At 60.0% G+C, this 20,033-nt stretch carries 22 protein-coding genes; 1 reads left to right on the top strand and 21 read right to left on the bottom strand.

Features of this window, described 5'->3' with window-relative positions; translation table 11 throughout:
- Window positions 1-232 precede the first annotated feature (232 nt).
- The 19 genes from bamB to trmJ all read right to left on the bottom strand — a co-directional run bounded on the left by bamB (window position 233) and on the right by trmJ (window position 17,290).
- The gene (bamB, locus tag RE418_RS11985; protein WP_025303907.1) at window positions 233-1,414 is read right to left on the bottom strand and encodes an outer membrane protein assembly factor BamB; all 1,182 of its coding nucleotides are present in this window, start codon (window positions 1,412-1,414) and stop codon (window positions 233-235) included.
- Between the two features lie 11 nt (window positions 1,415-1,425).
- Window positions 1,426-2,046 carry a YfgM family protein gene (locus RE418_RS11980; protein WP_049204897.1) on the bottom strand — a complete coding sequence of 207 codons (621 nt, stop codon included), beginning with the start codon at window positions 2,044-2,046 and terminating at the stop codon, window positions 1,426-1,428.
- Between the two features lie 13 nt (window positions 2,047-2,059).
- Window positions 2,060-3,334, bottom strand: coding sequence for a histidine--tRNA ligase (hisS, locus tag RE418_RS11975; protein WP_089181216.1), 1,275 nt, complete (start codon window positions 3,332-3,334; stop codon window positions 2,060-2,062).
- A 139-nt stretch (window positions 3,335-3,473) separates the two neighbouring features.
- Window positions 3,474-4,595 carry a flavodoxin-dependent (E)-4-hydroxy-3-methylbut-2-enyl-diphosphate synthase gene (gene ispG / locus RE418_RS11970; RefSeq protein WP_016929756.1) on the bottom strand — a complete coding sequence of 374 codons (1,122 nt, stop codon included), beginning with the start codon at window positions 4,593-4,595 and terminating at the stop codon, window positions 3,474-3,476.
- A gap of 45 nt (window positions 4,596-4,640) precedes the next feature.
- Window positions 4,641-5,615, bottom strand: a complete 975-nt coding sequence (gene rodZ / locus RE418_RS11965; protein ID WP_025303910.1) for a cytoskeleton protein RodZ — start codon at window positions 5,613-5,615, stop codon at window positions 4,641-4,643.
- Entirely contained in the window at window positions 5,605-6,354 is a 750-nt protein-coding gene (pilW, locus tag RE418_RS11960; RefSeq protein WP_049209609.1) for a type IV pilus biogenesis/stability protein PilW, read from the bottom strand. The genes rodZ and pilW overlap by 11 nt, the downstream gene beginning before the upstream one ends.
- 98 nt (window positions 6,355-6,452) lie before the next feature.
- On the bottom strand, window positions 6,453-7,649 hold the full coding sequence (locus RE418_RS11955) for a bifunctional tRNA (adenosine(37)-C2)-methyltransferase TrmG/ribosomal RNA large subunit methyltransferase RlmN (RefSeq protein ID WP_004941426.1): 1,197 nt from the start codon (window positions 7,647-7,649) through the stop codon (window positions 6,453-6,455).
- A 236-nt stretch (window positions 7,650-7,885) separates the two neighbouring features.
- Window positions 7,886-8,311, bottom strand: coding sequence for a nucleoside-diphosphate kinase (gene ndk / locus RE418_RS11950; protein WP_004941424.1), 426 nt, complete (start codon window positions 8,309-8,311; stop codon window positions 7,886-7,888).
- A 162-nt stretch (window positions 8,312-8,473) separates the two neighbouring features.
- Window positions 8,474-9,304 (bottom strand): enhanced serine sensitivity protein SseB, encoded by an 831-nt coding sequence (gene sseB / locus RE418_RS11945; RefSeq protein WP_089181693.1) that lies wholly within the window; start codon window positions 9,302-9,304, stop codon window positions 8,474-8,476.
- 88 nt (window positions 9,305-9,392) lie between these two features.
- On the bottom strand, window positions 9,393-10,688 hold the full coding sequence (gene pepB / locus RE418_RS11940; protein WP_043138092.1) for an aminopeptidase PepB: 1,296 nt from the start codon (window positions 10,686-10,688) through the stop codon (window positions 9,393-9,395).
- Between the two features lie 83 nt (window positions 10,689-10,771).
- Window positions 10,772-10,972 (bottom strand): Fe-S cluster assembly protein IscX, encoded by a 201-nt coding sequence (iscX, locus tag RE418_RS11935; protein ID WP_006327336.1) that lies wholly within the window; start codon window positions 10,970-10,972, stop codon window positions 10,772-10,774.
- 32 nt (window positions 10,973-11,004) lie between these two features.
- Window positions 11,005-11,340, bottom strand: a complete 336-nt coding sequence (gene fdx / locus RE418_RS11930) for an ISC system 2Fe-2S type ferredoxin (protein WP_004941417.1) — start codon at window positions 11,338-11,340, stop codon at window positions 11,005-11,007.
- A 2-nt stretch (window positions 11,341-11,342) separates the two neighbouring features.
- Window positions 11,343-13,193 (bottom strand): Fe-S protein assembly chaperone HscA, encoded by a 1,851-nt coding sequence (gene hscA, locus RE418_RS11925; RefSeq protein ID WP_089181218.1) that lies wholly within the window; start codon window positions 13,191-13,193, stop codon window positions 11,343-11,345.
- A gap of 32 nt (window positions 13,194-13,225) precedes the next feature.
- On the bottom strand, window positions 13,226-13,747 hold the full coding sequence (gene hscB / locus RE418_RS11920) for a co-chaperone HscB (protein ID WP_060439408.1): 522 nt from the start codon (window positions 13,745-13,747) through the stop codon (window positions 13,226-13,228).
- A 62-nt stretch (window positions 13,748-13,809) separates the two neighbouring features.
- Entirely contained in the window at window positions 13,810-14,133 is a 324-nt protein-coding gene (iscA, locus tag RE418_RS11915; RefSeq protein ID WP_004941410.1) for an iron-sulfur cluster assembly protein IscA, read from the bottom strand.
- 54 nt (window positions 14,134-14,187) lie between these two features.
- Window positions 14,188-14,574, bottom strand: coding sequence for a Fe-S cluster assembly scaffold IscU (gene iscU / locus RE418_RS11910; RefSeq protein ID WP_004941408.1), 387 nt, complete (start codon window positions 14,572-14,574; stop codon window positions 14,188-14,190).
- A gap of 24 nt (window positions 14,575-14,598) precedes the next feature.
- Window positions 14,599-15,813 carry a cysteine desulfurase gene (gene iscS / locus RE418_RS11905; RefSeq protein WP_043138101.1) on the bottom strand — a complete coding sequence of 405 codons (1,215 nt, stop codon included), beginning with the start codon at window positions 15,811-15,813 and terminating at the stop codon, window positions 14,599-14,601.
- 54 nt (window positions 15,814-15,867) lie between these two features.
- A complete protein-coding gene (gene iscR / locus RE418_RS11900; protein ID WP_004941404.1) occupies window positions 15,868-16,362 on the bottom strand; it encodes a Fe-S cluster assembly transcriptional regulator IscR in 495 nt (164 codons plus the stop codon).
- Window positions 16,363-16,555: 193 nt separating this feature from the next.
- Entirely contained in the window at window positions 16,556-17,290 is a 735-nt protein-coding gene (trmJ, locus tag RE418_RS11895; RefSeq protein WP_025303916.1) for a tRNA (cytosine(32)/uridine(32)-2'-O)-methyltransferase TrmJ, read from the bottom strand.
- A gap of 119 nt (window positions 17,291-17,409) precedes the next feature.
- Here trmJ and suhB point away from each other — a divergent pair, with 119 nt between their 5' ends.
- Window positions 17,410-18,213, top strand: a complete 804-nt coding sequence (suhB, locus tag RE418_RS11890) for an inositol-1-monophosphatase (RefSeq protein ID WP_025303917.1) — start codon at window positions 17,410-17,412, stop codon at window positions 18,211-18,213.
- A 56-nt stretch (window positions 18,214-18,269) separates the two neighbouring features.
- Here the strand turns inward: suhB and RE418_RS11885 are convergent, their stop codons facing one another.
- Together RE418_RS11885 and RE418_RS11880 are read right to left on the bottom strand one after the other, a co-directional pair.
- Window positions 18,270-19,292, bottom strand: a complete 1,023-nt coding sequence (locus tag RE418_RS11885) for a nickel/cobalt transporter (RefSeq protein WP_049204903.1) — start codon at window positions 19,290-19,292, stop codon at window positions 18,270-18,272.
- On the bottom strand, window positions 19,283-19,918 hold the full coding sequence (locus tag RE418_RS11880) for a DUF1007 family protein (RefSeq protein WP_025303919.1): 636 nt from the start codon (window positions 19,916-19,918) through the stop codon (window positions 19,283-19,285). The genes RE418_RS11885 and RE418_RS11880 overlap by 10 nt, the downstream gene beginning before the upstream one ends.
- Window positions 19,919-20,033: the final 115 nt, after the last annotated feature.

The following is a 20,033-nucleotide window of genomic DNA, read 5'->3' as shown; positions in this document are numbered from 1 at the left end:
ATCAATGCGTTACTGCACTGTGGATAGACACCAGCGGTGCAGCTTATAAAATACGAAACGGCCCCTGAACATTCAGGAGCCGTTTTCCCCTTCATCTTTCGCGCCACAGCGGCGTTGTCTGCGCACCTTCGCCTCGGTCACTTAGCTCACTAAGCTCCCGAGGACTCATGCGCTTGCCGCCTGGCTGCAACCCGAAATCTTTCGGGCGCAAGAAGGATCACGACGAGCGGCGTTAGCGGGTGAAAGCGTAAACTTTCCCGCCGCGAGCCTGGATGACCAGCTTGTCGCCGGCCACCATCGGCGCAGACAGGAAGCCGGAGCTGTCCACTTCCTGCTGGGCGACAAAACGGCCATCGGTGGTGTTGACCCAGTGCAGATAGCCTTCGGCGTCACCGGTCACCAGATAACCATTATACATCACCGGCGGCGTCAGGTTGCGGTGCAGCAGATCGCTTTGCGTCCACACGGTCACGCCGCCTTCGGTGCTGAGCGCCACCACGCGATCGTTCTGGTCGATCAGGTAGATGCGGCCCGCGTCGACGATGAAATCATTCACCGAACCCAGCTCGCGTTTCCAGATGATCTGACCGGAACGCAGATCCAGCGCCGTCAGGTTGCCGTTGTAACCCAGCGCGTAGACCACGCCGTCAACGATTACCGGCGTGGTGTCCACGTCGTTCAGGCGATCGATTTCGGTCGCGCCGCTCGGCTGAGAAATGCGCTGTTGCCAGATCAGTTGGCCCTGCTGCATCAGCACGGCGCTGACGCGGCCGTTGTCACCGCCGACGATGGCGGCGCCAAAGGCGACGGCCGGCGCGGATTCACCGCGCAGCGACAGCGAAGGCATGTCCAGGTTAACCGTCCACTTCACCGCGCCGTCGGCTTCGTTCAGCGCCTGCAGCATGCCGTTGGAGGTGTGCACCAACACCATGCCGTCGCTGATAACCGGACGTGAAATCGCTTCGCCGGCCACTTTGGTCTGCCAGGCGATGGCGCCGTCGGCGGTGTTCAATGCGTAAACCACCGCTTTTTCGCTGCCGACGTAAACCTTGTCGCCCGCAACCGTCAGGCCGCCCGACAGCAGCGCAGACAGGTTGCTGGAGAAGAAGCCGGTCTTCTCGGAGAGGTTGACCTTCCACTTCTCGTTGCCGCTGTCGGCGTCCATCGCTTTCACGATGCCAAAGCGATCGGCGGCGTAAATGGTGCTGTCCTGATAGGCCGGACGCAGGTGGGAGTAATACTCACCGATGCCGTCGCCCACCGAGGTGCTCCACGCCTTGCTCGGCGTGAACTGATTTTCAACTTTCGGCAACGGCGACATGGTAACCACGTCTTCTTCGCTGTTAAACAGCGAGCAACCACTCAGCAAGGCAGCGGAAACCAGTCCGACCAAGAGTGTTTTACGCAATTGCATGGGAATTCCCCTTAGCTGGACAAGTTATTCAATTTCATGCGCAGCAGAACCTGCAGCGCCTGAGAAGCATTGGACTCAATGCCTTTGCTGTAAGCTTCGCGCGCGCCCTTGGCGTCGCCCTTGGCCAGCAATACATCGCCGCGCACATCCTGCATCATCGCCGCCCAGCCTTCGCCTTTCACGCCATCCAGCGTTTTCAGCGCTTCATCCAGCTTTTTCTCCTGCAGCTGGACGCGCGCCAGACGCAGGTCGATCATCGCCAACAGGTTGTCGTCTTTGGTCTGGCCCTGCGCCAGCACCAGCTGCTGTTCAGCCTTGGCGAAATCATTCTGTTCGACAAAGTGCTTGGCCAACTGCAGCGCGGCCAGTACGCCGTAGCTGTTGCCGTTAGCCTGGACAAATTTCTCTGCGGCAGCCACGTCATCCGGCTTGCCGGCCGCCAGACGATCGCTGGCTTCCTGATAGGATTGCGATGCCGCCATCATGTTGGAGTTTTCATGGCTCTGCCAGTAACGCCAGCCAACCAGGGCACCAATTCCGAGCACCACGCCCACCGCCAGCGCTTTGCCGTTCTCGGCAAAGAACCGACGCAGTGCGTCGACTTGTTCGTTTTCAGTGGTATAGACTTCCACGGTGTCCTTCTCCTTAACCTAACATCAAAGCCAGACGCGCAGCGACTTCGCTTTGCGCCAGCGTTTCTTGTTCACCACTGCGCAGGTCTTTCACCACCACCTGCTGCGCCGCCACTTCGCTCTCACCCAGGATCAGCGCGATGCGCGCGCCCCATTTGTCCGCACGGGTGATCTGCTTCTTGAAGTTGCCGCCGCCGTAATTGGTCATCAGCTTCAGCTGCGGCGCCGCGTCGCGCACCTGTTCAGTCAGCTGCATTGCCGCGCTCTGGGTGCCCGCGCCGGAAGAGATGACGTACACGTCGATAGCCGACGGCGCCTTGAATTCCGGGTTAACCGCCTGCACCAGCAACACCAGACGCTCGAGGCCCATGGCGAAACCGACCGCCGGGGTGGCGCGGCCGCCCAATTGCTCGACCAGGCCGTCGTAACGGCCGCCCGCGCAGACGGTGCCCTGCGCGCCCAGGCTGGTGGTCACCCACTCAAACACGGTGCGGTTATAGTAATCCAGACCGCGCACCAGGCGCTCGTTAACGGTATATGGGATACCTGCCTGCGCCAAAAGTTCACACAGACCGGCGAAGTGAGCACGGGATTCTTCATCCAGGTACTCGGACAGGCGCGGCGCGTCGTTCAGCAGCGCCTGCACCTCAGGATTCTTGGAGTCCAGCACGCGCAGCGGGTTGCTGTACATGCGGCGTTTGCAGTCTTCGTCCAGCACCTCGACGTGCTGCTCCAGGAACGCCACCAGCGCGTCGCGGTAGTTGGCGCGCGCTTCCAGCGAACCGATCGAGTTCAGCTCCAGCTTGACGTGCTCGGCGATGCCCAGCGCTTTCCACCAGCGGGCGGTCAGCAGGATCAACTCGGCGTCGATATCCGGGCCTTGCAGGCCGAACACTTCTGCGCCCAGCTGATGGAACTGGCGATAACGGCCCTTCTGCGGGCGCTCGTAGCGGAACATCGGGCCGATGTACCACAGACGCTGTTCCTGATTGTACAGCAGACCATGTTCGATGCCGGCGCGCACGCAGCCGGCCGTCCCTTCCGGACGCAGCGTCAGGCTTTCGCCGTTGCGGTCTTCGAAGGTATACATCTCTTTTTCCACGACGTCGGTCACTTCGCCGATCGCGCGTTTGAATAACGGGGTCTGCTCTACAATCGGCAACCGGATTTCGCTGTAACCGTAGCCGCCCAGCACCTGCTTGAGGGTGCCTTCAATACGCTGCCATAATGCCGTTTCTTCCGGCAGGTAGTCGTTCATGCCGCGAATGGCTTGAATGTTCTTTGCCACGTGAGTTCTCTGTCCGTTGTCTGTAAAAATGAACCCGATTATAGGGACTTTGCCGCCCGGTATTCAACGCGGATGCGGTTTTCTGCCCTTCAGGCTCATAAACAAGCGGGCCAACTGGCCCGCCGTGTAGCGATAACGCTTATTTTTCCAGCAGGTTGACCGTGATGCGGTTGCTTTCGTCCATCATCGCGGCCTTAGCGCGAATTTTCGCTTCCAGCTGGTCGATCATCTGTTCGTTGTCGAAACGCTCTTTCTGGCGCACGCCGTCTTCATAGAAGCCGCTCTTCTTGTGGCCGCCGGTCACGCCCATGGTGGACACCAGCGCTTCGCCCGGGCCATTCACCACGCAACCGATGATCGAGACGTCCATCGGCGTGATGATGTCTTCCAGGCGCTGCTCCAGCGCGTTCACCGTGCCAATCACATCGAACTCCTGACGCGAACAGGTCGGGCAGGCGATGAAGTTGATGCCGCGCGCGCGGATGCGCAGCGACTTCAGAATGTCGAAACCGACCTTCACTTCTTCAACCGGATCCGCCGCCAGCGAGATGCGCAGGGTATCGCCGATGCCTTCAGACAGCAGCATGCCCAGGCCGATGGCCGATTTGACCGACCCGCTGCGCGCGCCGCCGGCTTCGGTGATGCCCAAATGCAGCGGCTGATCGATGCGCGACGCCAGCAAGCGGTAGGATTGCACCGCCAGGAACACGTCCGACGCCTTGACGCTGACCTTGAACTGGTCGAAGTTGAGACGATCGAGGATGTCCACGTGGCGCATGGCGGATTCCAACAGCGCTTCCGGCGTAGGTTCGCCGTACTTTTCCTGCAGGTCTTTCTCCAGCGAGCCGCCGTTGACGCCGATGCGAATCGGGATGTTCTTGTCGCGGGCGCAGTCCACCACCGAGCGAATGCGCGATTCGTTGCCGATGTTGCCCGGGTTGATGCGCAGGCAGTCTACGCCATATTCGGCAACCTGCAGCGCGATGCGATAATCGAAGTGGATATCGGCGACCAGCGGCACGTTGACCTGCTGCTTGATCAGTTTGAACGCCTCGGCGGCGTCCATGGTAGGAACCGAAACGCGGACGATGTCGACGCCCACGCGCTCCAGCGCTTTGATCTGATTAACCGTTGCTTCAACATCGGTGGTACGGGTGTTGGTCATCGACTGCACGGCAATCGGCGCGCCATCACCAATAGGCACCTTGCCGACGTAAATGCGTGTAGATTTTCGACGGTTGATGGGCGCTTGGTTATGCATTACTTACTCTCCATTGCTGCTCTGACATCACGACCAGCCGCGCGATTACTGCGCGGCGACGGTCAGGCGAGCAACACGGTTTGACTTAACGAACCGGCTTAAATCAACCGGTTTACCCTGATACTGGATCTGAACTGCCGCCGGCGCGCCGATGGTCAGTTTATACGGCGCAGTGCCGGTCAGGTTCAGCTTGCCACCTTGCTTCTGGGTGCCGCTGAACAGCGTTTTACCGCTCGCGTCGGTCACCTGCAGCCAGCAGTCGGCGGAGAAATCCATCACCAGCGCGTTCGGATCGGCCGCCGGCGCAGCCACGCCCGCATCGGCGGTCGGCAACGGCGCTTGTGCCGCCGGCGCGGTTTCCGGCAGGGTTGTCTGGCTTGGCGACACCACGGCAGGCTGCTGCTGGGCCGCGCTCGGCGCCTGGGCGGTCGCCGCAGGCGTCTGAGCCGCTGCGCCGGTATCAGCCGGCGTAGCGCTGTTGTCGACCAACGGCACGTTGGTGCCGGCGTCGGCATTGCCGTCGGTCAGCGGCACGGACTGCCCTTCGTTATTCTGTGAAAGCTGCGCCGAGGATTGATCGGCCATGGTGGCGATCTCTTCCTGCTGCGCCTTGTGGTTTTGCCACCACCAAGCGCCGGTCAGGCCGATCACCACGAACACGATAAGCCAGGTGAAGCTCATCAGCCAGCCGTCGCGTTTCTTGCGGCGCTTGCCCAGCGAGAAGCTTTGCATCGGCGCCACTTTCGCCATCTTCAACGGCGCCTGCTTGGCCAGCATCGGCAGCAGTTCGTCTTCCGGCAGATGCACCAGCTTGGCGTAGGAACGGATGTAGCCGCGCACGAAGGTGGACGCGAGGTCAGCAGACACGCTGTCTTCCTCGATATCGCGCACGGTGGACATTTTGAGACACAGGCGTTCTGCAACGGTCTGTTGGCTCAGCCCGAGTTGCTCACGGGCCTGACGCAGGCGCTGGCCCGTCGTCATGGATACGGTTTTATCTTGGGAGGCTTCAGTATTCATTAGCTAAGAACTGCTGGTACTGTTTGGATTGTGGAAAACTTCGCGCTAGCTGCTTGCCATAGCGTTGAACGCTATCCTGGCGGCCGGCTGACGCGGCGAAACGAATCTGTAACCATAAGCTGCTGGCGCTGGCCGGCAGAACATGCTGATAAACATCCAATAAAAGTTGCGACTGGGCGCGCTTCCCTTCTCCAAATTGCTTTTCGGCCTCCGCCAACAGCGGAGTGCCTTTGTCCGGATCGACTTTTAGCGCGCGGCTCAACAGCGTGCGCGCCTCATCGTTTTGTCCGGCCTTGAGAAAACAGTAACCTGCGTTTTCCAGGCTGTCGGCGACCTGGCCATAATCGGGCACCAGCGCCGCAGCGCTAAACTGCTGTTGCGCCGGTACATACTGCCCTAAACCGCAAAGAAACGCACCGTAATTATTCAATACGGTGCCATTGCCCGGCGCAAGTTTGAGCGCTTGCCGATAACGCTGTTCGGCCTCGGCGTTTTCACCGTTCCGCTGCGCGTAGAGCGCCATGCCCAACTGCGTGCGGTAATCCTGCGGGGCCGCGTCCAGCGCCTTTTCCAGGTTCTGGCGCGCGGCGTCCATGTCGCCTTGCTGCAGGTACTCCAGGCCCAGTTGCAACCGCGTCTGGCCCGCCTCAGCGACCTGTGCTTCCTTTTCCGGCGCTGAACCGGAACACCCGGCCAACAACCCGGCCGCCAGCCACATACCCCACAGTTTCAGCTTCATGCCCGCATTCATTTCCTTATCGGCCGTCAGCTAACGCCCGCCAGCGACATGCTTGCGCATAACAGGCTGTTAGATAACAAAAAATGGTGCTATAGGATTCAGACCGCCCGTACGTTGATAGGTTCCCCGGCCATTTTCTTCTTCAGGGTACGCTTGGTACGGTCGATCACTTCACCCGCCAGTTGCCCGCAGGCGGCGTCGATATCGTCACCACGGGTTTTACGAACAATAGTCGTAAAGCCGTATTCCATCAACACCTTGGAGAAACGATCCACCCGGCTGTTGGAGCTGCGGCCGTAGGGGGCGCCCGGGAACGGGTTCCATGGGATCAGGTTAATCTTGCACGGCGTGTCTTTCAGCACTTCCGCCAGCTGATGCGCATCGTCGGTGCTGTCGTTGATATGATCCAACATCACGTACTCGACGGTCACGCGGCCCTGGTTGGCGTTGGATTTCTCCAGATAGCGACGCACCGCGGACAGGAAGGTCTCGATGTTGTATTTGCGGTTGATCGGCACGATCTCATCGCGGATGGTGTCGTTCGGCGCGTGCAGCGAAATAGCCAGCGCCACGTCGATCATGTCGCCCAGCTTGTCCAGCGCCGGCACCACGCCGGAGGTAGACAGGGTCACACGGCGTTTGGACAGGCCAAAGCCGAAGTCGTCCAGCATGATTTCCATCGCCGGCACCACGTTGTTCAGGTTGAGCAGCGGCTCGCCCATGCCCATCATCACCACGTTGGTGATCGGGCGTTGGCCGGTCACCTTCAGCGCACCGATGATTTTCGCCGCGCGCCACACCTGGCCAATGATTTCCGACACGCGCAGGTTGCGGTTGAAGCCCTGCTGCGCCGTCGAACAGAATTTGCACTCCAGCGCGCAGCCTACCTGCGAGGAGACGCACAGCGTCGCGCGGTCGGCTTCCGGGATGTACACGGTTTCGACCTGCTGATCGCCGACTTTAATCGCCCACTTGATGGTGCCGTCGGCCGAACGCTGTTCTTCCGCCACTTCCGGCGCGCGGATTTCCGCCACGCGCTGCAGCTTGCCGCGCAGGACTTTGTTGATGTCGGTCATCTGCTCGAAATCGTCGCAGCAGTAGTGGTAAATCCACTTCATCACCTGATCGGCGCGGAACGGCTTCTCGCCCATTTCGGCGAAGAACTCGCGCATTTGCTGGCGGTTCAGATCCAGCAGGTTGATTTTGGCCGCAGCCGGTTGCTCCACGTTAACGGAGGGGGTAGTCAGCGAATTATTTTCAGACACGGTGTGCTCGGACGTGATGGGTTCTAACATAATGATCTCTGGCCTCGTTATTACACGTTATGGCGCTAAAGAATGGACAGTAAGTTGTGCATTTCAGCCCGCATGATTCGGGTGGCGGCACTAAAAACACGCCCCTGACAAGTCGTCTTATCAGGGGCGCGGCATTGTACAAATTTTAGTAGCGGGTGGCTACGGCTGAAAGGCATTCAGGGCATTTTTATTGTTTCAGCCGGTGAATGCCTGGCTATCAGCTCAGAAACGCGCGATTAACGTGCGCAGATTTCGCTTTCGTTGAAGAAGTAAGCGATTTCGCGCTGTGCGGATTCAACGGAGTCGGAACCGTGAACGGCGTTAGCGGTGAAGCTGTCCGCGTAGTCGGCGCGCAGGGTGCCGGCCAGTGCGTTGTCCGGGTTGGTTGCGCCCATGATGTCGCGGTTGCGCTGCACGGCGTTTTCAGATTCCAGAACCTGCACCATGATTGGGCCAGAGGTCATGAATTCGACCAGACCGTCGAAGAATGGACGGCCTTTGTGCTCAGCGTAGAAGCCTTCAGCTTGTTCGCGAGTCAGACGCAGCATTTTAGCGGCGATGATTTTGAAACCGGCGCGCTCGAAACGCGCGTAGATAGCGCCGATGTCGTTGTTGGCTACAGCGTTTGGTTTAACGATGGAAAAGGTACGTTCTACGGTCATGATGGCCTCTGTATGACTTCCAAAACAGGCCGGTCTGCAATGTTGCCGGCCTTCTCAAGTGGCGCAGATTATATGTGCGCCGTTAACGCTTGCCTACGGGAAAATCAACATTTCATTAAAAAAATATGATCTTCATGGGGCATTTTCGACCACGCGGCGGCGCTACTGGGTCTTGTCGGTAGACGGGATCAAATTGCGTAGCCAACTGCCCCAGCGGCGCTGATAAAACGGCTGCGTATGGGAGATCAGATAGTGGCTGATGCCGCGCTCGTTCTCCGACACCAGGCAGAAATCCACTGGTTCGTCGTTCGGCGCCGTTTCGCTGGCGACGCTGCCGGCCTCGTTGATCAGCGCCTCGATCTCCGCCGGCTCGGCGTCCACTTCCAGTCCGACCAGCAGATTCGGCTTCTCGTCCGCCGCCTGGTCATGCATCAGCGCCAGAAACGCGCGGCGCACCGGTTTGCGCTGGCTGAACAGCGTGGTCAACGCATCCACCATCGCCGACGGATATTCCTCGGGCTGCCCCAGCAGGATTTGGGTCTCTTTATCGACGTAATGCTCCACCGGTTTGACGACGCCGCCGGTCGCCAACAGCATCGCCACCTCTTCCGGATAGAACTCTTTGCCGTACTCCGCCTTCGGGTTGAGGAACAGATCCGCGCCCTGGGTGATTTCGAACAACACCCGCGCCGGCATGGCGATGAACGGCTGTTCGTCCTCAACGGCCTTCTGCAGTGCTTCCAGCGAAGTGAAGAACGGAATGATGCTGCCGCCGTCCTGCTTTTCCCAATGCTGGATATTGACCGGCGTATCCGCGTTCAGCGTGATGTCGCCGTCCTGCTGCACCTGTTCGCTGTCGCCGAGGATCAGCACCGTGGCCTCGAGCAGTTCACGGAAGAACGCCGGGCGGTGGGCCGGCTCCGTCACCGCCAGCTTCAGCAGGCGTTCAAGTTCGTTCTCGCTCGGGGCGGCATCGTGATGATGGGCACTCATGGCAAACTCCAGGATCAAATAGCGAGGCCCAGCATGCTGGGCCCCGAAGATAATGCGCATTCTAGCGCCCGACGCGGCGGGCGTTCAATTATTTGGCTTTGCTCAGCAGCAGGTTGGCCAAGGTACGCACGCCCAAACCGGTCGCGCCGGCCGACCACTGATCCACCGCGCCTTTGCGGTAAGTGGCGGAGCAGTCGATGTGCAGCCAGCCCTGTTGGTAATTCTTGACGAAGTGCGACAGGAAGGCCGCCGCGGTGCTGGCGCCGGCGGTGTAGGCCGGGCCGGCTACGTTGTTCAGCTCGGCGAAGTTGGACGGCAGCTGGCTACGGTGGAACTCGGCCAGCGGCAAACGCCAGAACGGCTCTTGCTCGGCGGCGGCGCTGCTCAACAGTTCCTGCGCCAGCGCATCGTCGAAGCTGAACAGGGCGTGGTAGTCGTTGCCCACCGCGGTTTTGGCCGCGCCGGTCAGGGTGGCGCAGTCGATAATCAGCTGCGGATCCTGCTCAGAAGCGTCGATCAGGCCGTCGGCCAGCACCAGGCGCCCTTCCGCATCGGTATTCATCACCTCAACGGTTTTGCCGTTGCGGTAGCGAATGATGTCACCCAGTTTGAAGGCGTTGCCGCTGACCATGTTGTCGGCGCAGCACAGGTACAGCTTCACGCGCTGCTTCAGGCCGCGCGCCGCCGCCAGCGCCAGGGCGCCGGTGATGGTGGCCGCACCGCCCATGTCAGCCTTCATCGAATCCATAAAGGCGCTCTGTTTCAGGCTATAACCGCCGGTATCGAAGGTGATGCCCTTGCCGACCAGGCAAGCGAACACCGGCGCGTCCGGGTTACCGGTCGGGTTGAAGTCCAGCGCCAGCAGCACCGGCGGGCGTTCGGAACCGCGGCCGACGGTGTGGATGCCAGCATAGTTCTGCTCGCGCAGATCTTCGCCCTTGGTGATACGGTAGCTGACGGCATCGCAGCCGACGTCGCACATCAAATCGACAGCGCGAGTCGCCAGTTGCTCCGGCCCCAGCTCTTCCGCCGGCATGTTGATGGTGTCACGCACCCAGTCGACGATCTTCAGGCGCTTATCCAGCTCCTGACGCGCGGCTTCCGGCAGTTCAGCCCATTCGACGTTGCGCTGCCCTTTCGGCCCGCGATAGCCTTGCCAGAACGCCCAGCTGTTTTCCAAATCCCAACCGTCGCCGGCCAGCTTGACGTTTTTGATGCCCTGGCCATCAATTTTGCGGCCCGCGCGCTGGATCGCGCCCAGCTTGTCGGCCCCGGTCAGGTGGATGGTCATCCCTTCGCCGTTGGTGCTCAGCAGCGCTTTCTCGCCCCAGCGGGCGTCGGCAGGTTGTTGCGACAGCGTGACCTGCATGAATTCTGTTGTCATAGCCTTCTTACTCCGGATTATTCTTTTATTAATCTTGTCGGATACAAAATAAACGGGCCGCCCATGGCAGCCCGTTACGCTATTTACTCCGCTTCATCTAACCAGACCAGCAGGATCGCTTCCAGTATTTTTTCGTTGGAAGCCTGCGGATCGTCGTCGAACTCTTCGAGATCGCAGATCCACTGATGCATGTCGGTAAAACGCACGGTTTTCGGATCGGTGTCCGGGTATTGGTCGTACAGGGCTTCGCCGATTTCACGGCTGTCGGTCCACTTCAGTCCCATTATGATCTCCGGGTTGACGCTGCGGCTAACAATTAATGCTCACGCGCGTGGTTGACGGTGTAGCGCGGCATTTCGACCACCAGATCTTCGTCGGCGACCAGCGCCTGGCAGCTCAGACGGCTTTCCGGCTCCAGCCCCCAGGCTTTGTCCAGCATGTCGTCTTCCAGCTCGCTGCTCTCTTCCAGCGAATCGAAGCCTTCACGCACGATGCAGTGGCAGGTGGTGCAGGCGCAGGATTTCTCGCAGGCGTGCTCGATTTCAATGCCGTTGCGCAGCGCAACGTTGAGGATCGACTCCCCTTTTTCGGCTTCCAGAACCGCCCCTTCCGGGCAAAGGTCTTGATGGGGCAGGAAAACAATTTTAGGCATGGTTAAACCTCATCCACAGAATGGCCAGCCAGCGCGCGGCGAATGGAAGCGTCCATGCGGCGCGCGGCAAAATCTTGCGTTTGTGCATCTAATGTTTTGATGGCGTCTTCGATAGCGGCGGGATCTTCACCCTGCGCCGCCTGCTGCAACGCCTGGGTCGCGGCGGCGATCGCCTGGCTTTCCGTCTCGCTCAGCAGCGCGGCGTCGGTGGCCAGCGCACCCTGCAGGCTTTCCAGCACCCGCGCGGCTTCCACGCGTTGCTCCGCCAGCTTGCGCGCGCCCACGTCGCTTTGCGCGTTGGCCATCGAATCCTTGATCATGCCGGCGATTTCGCTGTCCGACAGGCCGTATGACGGCTTGACCTGGATCGAGGCTTCAACGCCGGTGGATTTCTCCATCGCGGTGACGCTCAGCAGACCATCGGCATCCACCTGGAAGGTGACGCGAATGTGCGCGCCCCCGGCAGGCAATGGCGGCAGGCCGCGCAGCGTGAAGCGCGCCAGCGAACGGCAATCCTGCACCAGCTCGCGCTCGCCCTGCAGCACGTGGATCATCATCGCGCTCTGGCCATCTTTAAAGGTGGTGAACTCCTGCGCGCGCGCCACCGGAATGGTGGTGTTGCGCGGGATCACTTTCTCCACCAGACCGCCCATGGTTTCCAGGCCCAGCGACAGCGGGATCACGTCCAGCAGCAGCATGTCGCTGTCCGGCTTGTTGCCCACCAGGATGTCGGCCTGGATCGCGGCGCCGATGGCGACCACTTTATCCGGATCGATCGACGTCAGCGGCGTGCGGCCGAAGAAGGCCCCCACCTGCTCACGCACCAGCGGCACGCGGGTGGAACCGCCGACCATCACCGCTTCCAGCACCTCGTCGGCGGCGACGCCGGCATCTTTCAGCGCACGGCGGCAGGCCATCAGCGTACGTTTCACCAGCGGAGCGATCAGCGCTTCGAACTGGGCGCGGGTCACCTCGCCCTGCCAGCCGGCTACCTCAACGCACACGCTGTCGGCATCGCTCAACGCGATTTTGGCGGCGATGGCGGCGTCCAGCAGTTGGCGCTGCACACCGTGATCGCTGCGATCGGCCACGCCGGCCTGCTCGCGCAGCCAGTCGGCCAGCAGGTGATCGAAATCGTCGCCGCCCAGCGCGGAATCGCCGCCGGTGGCCAGCACTTCGAACACGCCGCGGCTGAGGCGCAGAATGGAGATATCAAAGGTGCCACCGCCCAGATCGTAAACCGCGATCACCCCTTCCTGGCCGGAATCCAGCCCGTAGGCGATCGCCGCCGCGGTCGGTTCATTCAGCAGGCGCAGGACGTGCAGGCCGGCCAGACGCGCCGCGTCTTTGGTGCCCTGGCGCTGCGCGTCGTCGAAGTAAGCGGGAACGGTAATCACCACGCCATCCAGCTCGCCTTCCAGCGCCGCTTGCGCGCGCGCGGACAGAGCCCGCAGGATATCGGCGGAGACGCCAACCGGGTTAACCGGGCCGGCGGCGGTGACGATCAGCGGCAGGCCGTTGTCGCTGGCCTGAAATTGATACGGCAGGTTCGGGTAACGTTGCTGCACGTCCGCCAACGAACGACCCATCATGCGTTTGATGGAGCTGACGGTATTGGCCGGATCCTGCGCCGCCTGTTGGCGCGCATCCCAGCCGACGCGCTGCGCGTCCGCCTGATAATGCACCACCGAAGGCAGCAAATGGCGTCCCTGATCGTCGGCCAGCGTTTCCGCTTGCCCGCTGCGCACCGTGGCGACCAGCGAGTTGGTGGTGCCTAAGTCGATGCCGGCGGCCAGGCGTCGCTGGTGCGGCGCGGCGCTGAGGCCAGGCTCACTAATTTGTAATAAGGCCATGTTGAAGCTTCCACAATCAGAATCAGAAGGTGTTACTCAAAACCCAGCAGTTTTTCTTCGAGTTGTTCAACCTGTTGCTGGAGTTTGTCCAAAAAGCGCAGCTTGCGCACGGTGTCGGCGGCATCCGCCCACTGTTCACTGTCCAACTGCTGCAGCATCAGCGCGCTGCGCTGCTTGATGGAGGTGGCCAGCCGCGCGCCGAAATCGGCCAGCAGGCTTTCCGCCTCCGGCTTGCGCTCAATGGCGTCGAGCTCTTCACGCAGCTCCAGCTGTTCCATCAGAAAGGCGGTGTCGCGCATCGTATGCTGTTCGTTGCCCAGATCGAAGCCGTGCAAAGATAGCATATACTCCGCGCGTTTTAACGGGTGCTTCAGCGACTGGTAGGCTTCGTTGATGGTCGCCGCCTGCTGCAACGCCATCAGGCGTTCGCGCTCCGGCTGGTTGGCGAAACGATCGGGGTGGAATTGGCGCTGCAGATCCTGGAAGCGGGACGCAAGCAGGCTGCCGTCCACGGTGTAGCGAACGGGCAGCCCGAATAAAGTAAAGTAATCCATAGCGTGCTCTGGGCGTTAGCGGATGAAGTTCCCCCGCCGAAACGGGGGAGCACGATGGACTGTCAGACGTTGAAACTCTCGCCGCAGCCGCACTCGCTTGAGACGTTCGGGTTGTTGAACTTGAAGCCTTCGTTCAGGCCTTCCTTAACGAAATCAAGCTCGGTGCCGTCAAGGTAGACCAGGCTCTTGCCGTCGATGATCACCTTGATGCCTTTGTCTTCAAACACGATGTCGTCATCGTTGGCTTCGTCAACAAATTCCAGCACATAGGCCATCCCGGAGCAGCCGGAAGTTCGCACTCCCAGACGCAGGCCGAGACCCTTGCCGCGGTTCGTCAAAAACGCCTGAACACGCTGCGCAGCGCTGTCGCTCATGGTAATAGACATCACAACCTCACACTTCACATCAAAGCCCGGCGCGGCCGGGCCGATTCAGACAAATTACTTGGCGCTATGCTTGCTCTTATAGTCGGCAATCGCTGCTTTGATGGCGTCTTCAGCCAGGATCGAGCAGTGAATTTTGACCGGCGGCAATTCCAGCTCTTCGGCGATCTGGGTGTTTTTGATCGCTTCAGCCTGATCGAGCGACTTGCCTTTCATCCATTCGGTCACCAGCGAGCTGGAGGCGATGGCGGAACCGCAGCCGTAAGTTTTAAAGCGCGCGTCTTCGATGATGCCTTCATCGTTAACCTTGATTTGCAGCTTCATCACGTCGCCACAAGCCGGTGCCCCTACCATGCCGCTGCCGACGGTAGGATCTTCGTTGTCGAAAGAACCCACGTTACGCGGGTTTTCATAATGATCGATTACTTTTTCGCTGTAAGCCATGACCTTGCTCCTGAAACCTGAGAATTAATGATGCGCCCATTCGATGCTGTTGATGTCCACGCCCTGCTTGAACATCTCCCACAGTGGGGACAGATCGCGCAGACGGCCGATGGATTTACGCACCAGTTGAATGGTGTAGTCGATCTCTTCTTCCGTGGTGAAACGCCCCAGGGAGAAACGGATCGAGCTGTGCGCCAATTCATCACTCATGCCCAGCGCGCGCAGCACGTAGGACGGCTCGAGGCTGGCGGAGGTACAGGCTGAACCGGAAGAAACGGCCAGGTCTTTCAGCGCCATGATCAGCGACTCGCCTTCAACGTAGTTGAAGCTGACGTTCAGGATGTTCGGTGCGCCGTGCTCCAGATCGCCGTTCAGATACACTTCTTCCATATCTTTCACGCCGTTCCACAGACGATCGCGCAGGGTGCGCAGACGCGACATCTCTTCGGTCATCTCTTCTTTGGCGATGCGATAAGCTTCGCCCATGCCGACGATCTGGTGGACAGGCAGGGTACCGGAACGCATGCCGCGCTCGTGACCGCCGCCGTGTACCTGCGCTTCGATGCGGATGCGCGGCTTACGACGCACGTACAGAGCGCCGATGCCTTTCGGACCATAGATTTTGTGGCCGGAGAACGACATCAGGTCGACTTTCAGCTTGCTCAGATCGATAGGCAGTTTGCCCACGCTCTGGGTGGCGTCAACGTGGTAGATGATACCGCGCGCACGGCACATTTCACCGATCGCTTCGATGTCCTGCACCACGCCGATTTCGTTGTTGACGTGCATGATGGAGACCAGGATGGTGTCATCGCGCAGCGCCGCTTCGAGATCCTGCAGGCTGATGATGCCGTTGCTCTGTGGCGCCAGGTAGGTGACTTCAAACCCTTCGCGCTCCAGTTGACGGCAGGTGTCCAGCACGGCTTTGTGTTCGGTTTTGCTGGTGATGATGTGCTTGCCTTTTTTCTGGTAGAAATTGGCAGCGCCTTTAATCGCCAGGTTGTCGGATTCGGTCGCCCCGGAGGTGAAGACGATTTCGCGTGGGTCGGCGCCCACCAGTTCGGCGATTTGGTTACGGGCGATGTCTACCGCCTCTTCCGCCTGCCAACCGAAACGGTGGGAACGGGAAGCCGGGTTGCCGAAAGTGCCGTCCAGGGTCAAAAACTGCATCATCTTCTCAGCAACGCGCGGGTCAACCGGCGTCGTTGCTGAGTAATCCAGATAAATCGGTAATTTCATTGCTCTTGTGCTCCGTACATCACTTCCAAAAACTAAAATAATTTCGCCAGCTGCTTATGCGCGCAGATTAACGTTGATAGTTTCTTGCGGACGACCGTTGGCCGTGCGGCGCGTATCGTTGTTTTGACGATCCGCCACCACCAGCACTTCCTGGTTATTGACCAGTTCTGCCAGCGTAATGTTGTTCAGGAACCCGCTGATGCGCTCGCTCAGATCGCGCCACAGGGCGTGGGTCAAGCAGCGATCGCCGCCCTGACAGCCTTCTTTGCCCTGGCAACGGGTTGCATCTACCGATTCATCGACGGCAGTGATGACAGCGCCAACGGCGATCTCACCCGCGTCTTTACCCAGCAGATAACCACCGCCCGGACCGCGCACGCTGGCCACCAGGCCATTCTTGCGCAGACGGGAGAATAATTGTTCCAGATAAGAGAGCGAAATACCCTGGCGTTCGGAAATGTCCGCCAGTGGCACCGGCCCTTCCTGGGAATGCAGCGCTACGTCAAGCATAGCGGTTACGGCATAACGGCCTTTGGATGTCAGTCTCATAGCTCAATGGTTACCTGTTGGTCAAATATGGCCGAAAGTCTGACATTCCTGAGTAAAACAGTCAACTATTTAACCTAGTAATTAACTCAAGTATTAGCACGTTTTGAACTTAGCAAGAACAAAGGTATATAAAATACATGTTATAACCTTTGGATAACTAATACTATTGTCGCCAACCGTTATGCCACATCAATTAATTACCTTGATGTTTATCCTGTTTCTCGATCGACGTCAGCATGCCGCGCAGGATATTCAGCTCCTGCCCTTCCGGGCGCGCGCGGGTGAACAGCCGGCGCAGGCGGCTCATCACCTGGCCCGGATGGGACGGGCGAATAAAGCCGGTGCGCTGCAGCGTCTGCTCCAGATGCTGATAAAAACGCTCGAGGTCATCCACCAGCGGATACGGCGTCTCTTCCAGCTGCGGCGCGCCCGCCTGTTGGCGATCGAGGTAAGCCACGCGCACTTCATACGCCAGGATCTGCACCGCCATCGCCAGGTTCAGCGAGCTGTAGTCCGGGTTGGCCGGAATGGCGACATGGTAGTGGCACTTCTGCAATTCATCGTTGGTCAGCCCGACGCGTTCGCGGCCGAACACCAGCGCCACCGGCGCGTGCTCGCCTTCGTGTACCGCGCGCACGCCGCATTCACGCGGCTCCAGCATCGGCCACGGCAAGGTGCGAGAACGTGCGCTAGTGCCCACCACCAAGCTACAACCGGCGATGGCGTCATCGAGGGTATCGACGATGGTGGCGTTGCCGATCACGTCGCTGGCGCCGGCGGCCAGGGCGATGGCCTGAGAATCGGGTTTGATCAGCGGATTAACCAGATAAAGGTTGGTTAACCCCATGGTTTTCATGGCTCTGGCGGTCGAGCCCATGTTGCCGGTATGTGAAGTCTCTACCAGAACAATGCGGATATTGTGCAGCATACAAACTCTGAGCGTGGCGGAAAATCGCAGCATCTTAACACAGCCGTAGGCAATTTGCCGAACAGCTGCTATACTTCGCGCCGTTTCCTGTTCTTTAACATCCTAGTTGGAAGATACCCATGCATCCGATGCTGACTATCGCCGTGCGCGCTGCGCGCAAGGCCGGTAACCTGATTGCCAAAAACTACGAAACCCCGGACGCTGTAGAAGCGAGCCAGAAAGGGACCAATGACTTCGTCACCAACGTCGATCGCGATGCAGAGCATCTGATCATCGACGTCATCCGCAAGTCTTATCCGCAACACAGTATCGTGAGCGAAGAACGCGGTGAGCTGATCGGCGAAGATCGCGATGTGCAATGGGTGATCGATCCACTGGATGGCACTGCAAACTTCATCAAACGTTTCCCTCATTTCTCCGTTTCCATCGCCGTACGCATCAAAGGCCGTACTGAAGTGGCCGTGGTTTACGATCCGATGCGCAACGAACTGTTCACCGCCACTCGCGGTCAGGGCGCACAGCTCAACGGCTACCGCCTGCGCGGTACCAACGCCAAAGATCTGGATGGCACCATCCTGGCGACCGGCTTCCCGTTCAAAGTCAAACAGCACGCAACGCCTTACATCAACATCGTCGGCAAGCTGTTCACCCAGTGCGCAGACTTCCGTCGCACCGGTTCCGCCGCGCTGGATCTGGCCTATGTGGCCGCCGGCCGCGTAGACGGTTTCTTCGAGATCGGCCTGAAGCCGTGGGACTTCGCCGCGGGCGAGCTGCTGGTGCGTGAAGCCGGCGGCCTGGTGACCGACTTCGTCGGCGGCCACAACCACTTCAGCTCAGGTAACCTGGTCGCAGGTAACCCACGCGTGGTGAAAGCCATGCTGGCCACCATGCGTGAAGAACTGAGCGAAGCGCTGAAGCGTTAATCGCCAGAAGCGAATCGAAAAAAAGCGCTGCCGATGCAGCGCTTTTTTTATGCCCGTTAGCGGGAGAAGGGGCGGATGCCGCCGCCGAATTCCGGCTGCGCGCTGACGTACAGCAACAGCCCGGCGGCCAACAGGATCAGACCGCCGGCCAGCGCCAGCGAGCCCCAGGCCACCGCGCTCCAGGCGGCGGGCGCGCGCGAACGGCTGAGGCGCACCGCCAGCCGGCGGCTGTAATGCACCAGCAGCGCCAGCATGGAGATGGTCAACGAGGTGCCGAACGCCATCGCCAGCGCGGAGATCACTCCCCAGCCGAACACGCCGATCACCTTGGAGAACAGCAGCACTAAAATCGCCCCCGAACAGGGACGCATGCCCATCGCCAGCACGATGGCGGCCTGAGTGCGCCAGTCGCTTCCCGCCTGCAGCTCGCTGTCGCTCGGCAGATGCCGGTGGCCGCAGCCGCAATTGGCGCTGTGCACATGATCCGCCGCCAATGGCGTCAGGCTGTTGATGCGCAGCGCCGGCGCCGGGCGCATCGCCTTGATCGCCGCAAACAGGCGTTTCAGCGCGCGCCAACTCAGCAGCACGCCAAGCAGCATCACCAGAATAAAGCTGCCCTTCTCCAGCCAGAAACTGCTTTGGTGCAGCTGGCGCGAAGAGAGCTGTAACACCACCAGCATCAGCGTGACCAGCGCGATCGCCACCCCGCCCTGCACCAGCGAAGCCGCGAAGGTCAGCTTCAGGCTGCTTTTCAGCCGCGCCGGATGGGTGGCCAGGTAGGTGGCGATCACCACTTTGCCGTGGCCGGGGCCGAGCGCATGCAAGACGCCATAGCCGAGGCTGAACAGCATCAGCGCCAGCCCGGCCTGCTGCGGCGCGGCCTTCACCTGCTGCAACAGCCCCGACATCTGCTGGTGCAGCGCTTTTTGCCACACCACGCTCTGCATCAGCAGCTGCGGCCAATAGTGCCACGCCAGCAGCGCGGCGGCAGCCAGCACCAGTGTGAACGGCAGCAGCGGCCACAGGCCGAAGGCCCAGTGACGCCGGCTCGTCGTCGGTTGCGAGAGATTTAACGACATTGCAGCGTCACCCGCTGGGCGAACTGTTGCCCCAGCGCCAGGTCTTCGCCGGGCGAGTCGTTCTTGTCGAGCGACAGCGCATAGGCCTGCAGCGACGCATTCGGCTGCGGCGTCATCAGCTTGTAGCTGCACAGCGGCGCCATCTCCGGCGGCAGATGCAGTGCATTTTGGTCTTTATAGGTCATATCCACGAAATAAGTCGGATCGTAAGTAGAAAGTTCGAACGGCTTGCCCGCCAGCGGCTGCGGTTCGGCCAACGGCAGCACGAACTCCAGCACCGCCTGATTGCCCTGGCGCGACAGGTGATATTCGCTGGGCAAGTTCAGGTATTTCACCGGTTTGCCGTCGCGGTAAAGATCGGTGAAATAGTGCTGCCCCAGCACGTTGGCCATCACTTCCGCCGCCAGCTTTTTCCACACTTCCGAATCGCTCTTGGCGTTTTTCGCATCGTAAAGCAGATCCGCCGAGGTGATTTCATCCATCACCCACACCATTTTCAGGCCGACCAGCCGCTGGTCTTTGGCGACGAAGGTGGTGTTCATGTCGATAAAGCTGTGCGGATGCGCGATCGCACCGGCGCTGAACACGGCGCCGAAAGCAGCCAAAAGACGACGTAACTTCATCATTATCCTGCCTTACCTGTATTTGTTATAACGTAACACAAATAACTGCCGAACGGCCCGCCTCTCCCGGCGATATTTGTGACGAAAGTTGTAAGCCGAAGTAAAAGCTGCGCGGTAA

The sequence above is a fragment of the Serratia sp. szju genome, assembly GCF_044594185.1.
GTDB lineage: Bacteria > Pseudomonadota > Gammaproteobacteria > Enterobacterales > Enterobacteriaceae > Serratia > Serratia bockelmannii.
Note: the sequence above shows the minus strand (reverse complement) of the source record. Positions and strands in the feature narration are given on the sequence as shown.

Bases quoted from the DNA above. Each gene is read 5' to 3' on its own strand.
- bamB (WP_025303907.1), bottom strand. From the start codon at position 1,414: ATGCAATTGCGTAAAACACTCTTGGTCGGACTGGTTTCCGCTGCCTTG.
- ispG (WP_016929756.1), bottom strand. From the start codon at position 4,595: ATGCATAACCAAGCGCCCATCAACCGTCGAAAATCTACACGCATTTAC.
- rodZ (WP_025303910.1), bottom strand. From the start codon at position 5,615: ATGAATACTGAAGCCTCCCAAGATAAAACCGTATCCATGACGACGGGC.
- pilW (WP_049209609.1), bottom strand. From the start codon at position 6,354: ATGAAGCTGAAACTGTGGGGTATGTGGCTGGCGGCCGGGTTGTTGGCC.
- RE418_RS11955 (WP_004941426.1), bottom strand. From the start codon at position 7,649: ATGTTAGAACCCATCACGTCCGAGCACACCGTGTCTGAAAATAATTCG.
- ndk (WP_004941424.1), bottom strand. From the start codon at position 8,311: ATGACCGTAGAACGTACCTTTTCCATCGTTAAACCAAACGCTGTAGCC.
- sseB (WP_089181693.1), bottom strand. From the start codon at position 9,304: ATGAGTGCCCATCATCACGATGCCGCCCCGAGCGAGAACGAACTTGAA.
- pepB (WP_043138092.1), bottom strand. From the start codon at position 10,688: ATGACAACAGAATTCATGCAGGTCACGCTGTCGCAACAACCTGCCGAC.
- iscX (WP_006327336.1), bottom strand. From the start codon at position 10,972: ATGGGACTGAAGTGGACCGACAGCCGTGAAATCGGCGAAGCCCTGTAC.
- fdx (WP_004941417.1), bottom strand. From the start codon at position 11,340: ATGCCTAAAATTGTTTTCCTGCCCCATCAAGACCTTTGCCCGGAAGGG.
- hscA (WP_089181218.1), bottom strand. From the start codon at position 13,193: ATGGCCTTATTACAAATTAGTGAGCCTGGCCTCAGCGCCGCGCCGCAC.
- hscB (WP_060439408.1), bottom strand. From the start codon at position 13,747: ATGGATTACTTTACTTTATTCGGGCTGCCCGTTCGCTACACCGTGGAC.
- iscA (WP_004941410.1), bottom strand. From the start codon at position 14,133: ATGTCTATTACCATGAGCGACAGCGCTGCGCAGCGTGTTCAGGCGTTT.
- iscU (WP_004941408.1), bottom strand. From the start codon at position 14,574: ATGGCTTACAGCGAAAAAGTAATCGATCATTATGAAAACCCGCGTAAC.
- iscS (WP_043138101.1), bottom strand. From the start codon at position 15,813: ATGAAATTACCGATTTATCTGGATTACTCAGCAACGACGCCGGTTGAC.
- iscR (WP_004941404.1), bottom strand. From the start codon at position 16,362: ATGAGACTGACATCCAAAGGCCGTTATGCCGTAACCGCTATGCTTGAC.
- trmJ (WP_025303916.1), bottom strand. From the start codon at position 17,290: ATGCTGCACAATATCCGCATTGTTCTGGTAGAGACTTCACATACCGGC.
- suhB (WP_025303917.1), top strand. From the start codon at position 17,410: ATGCATCCGATGCTGACTATCGCCGTGCGCGCTGCGCGCAAGGCCGGT.
- RE418_RS11885 (WP_049204903.1), bottom strand. From the start codon at position 19,292: ATGTCGTTAAATCTCTCGCAACCGACGACGAGCCGGCGTCACTGGGCC.
- RE418_RS11880 (WP_025303919.1), bottom strand. From the start codon at position 19,918: ATGATGAAGTTACGTCGTCTTTTGGCTGCTTTCGGCGCCGTGTTCAGC.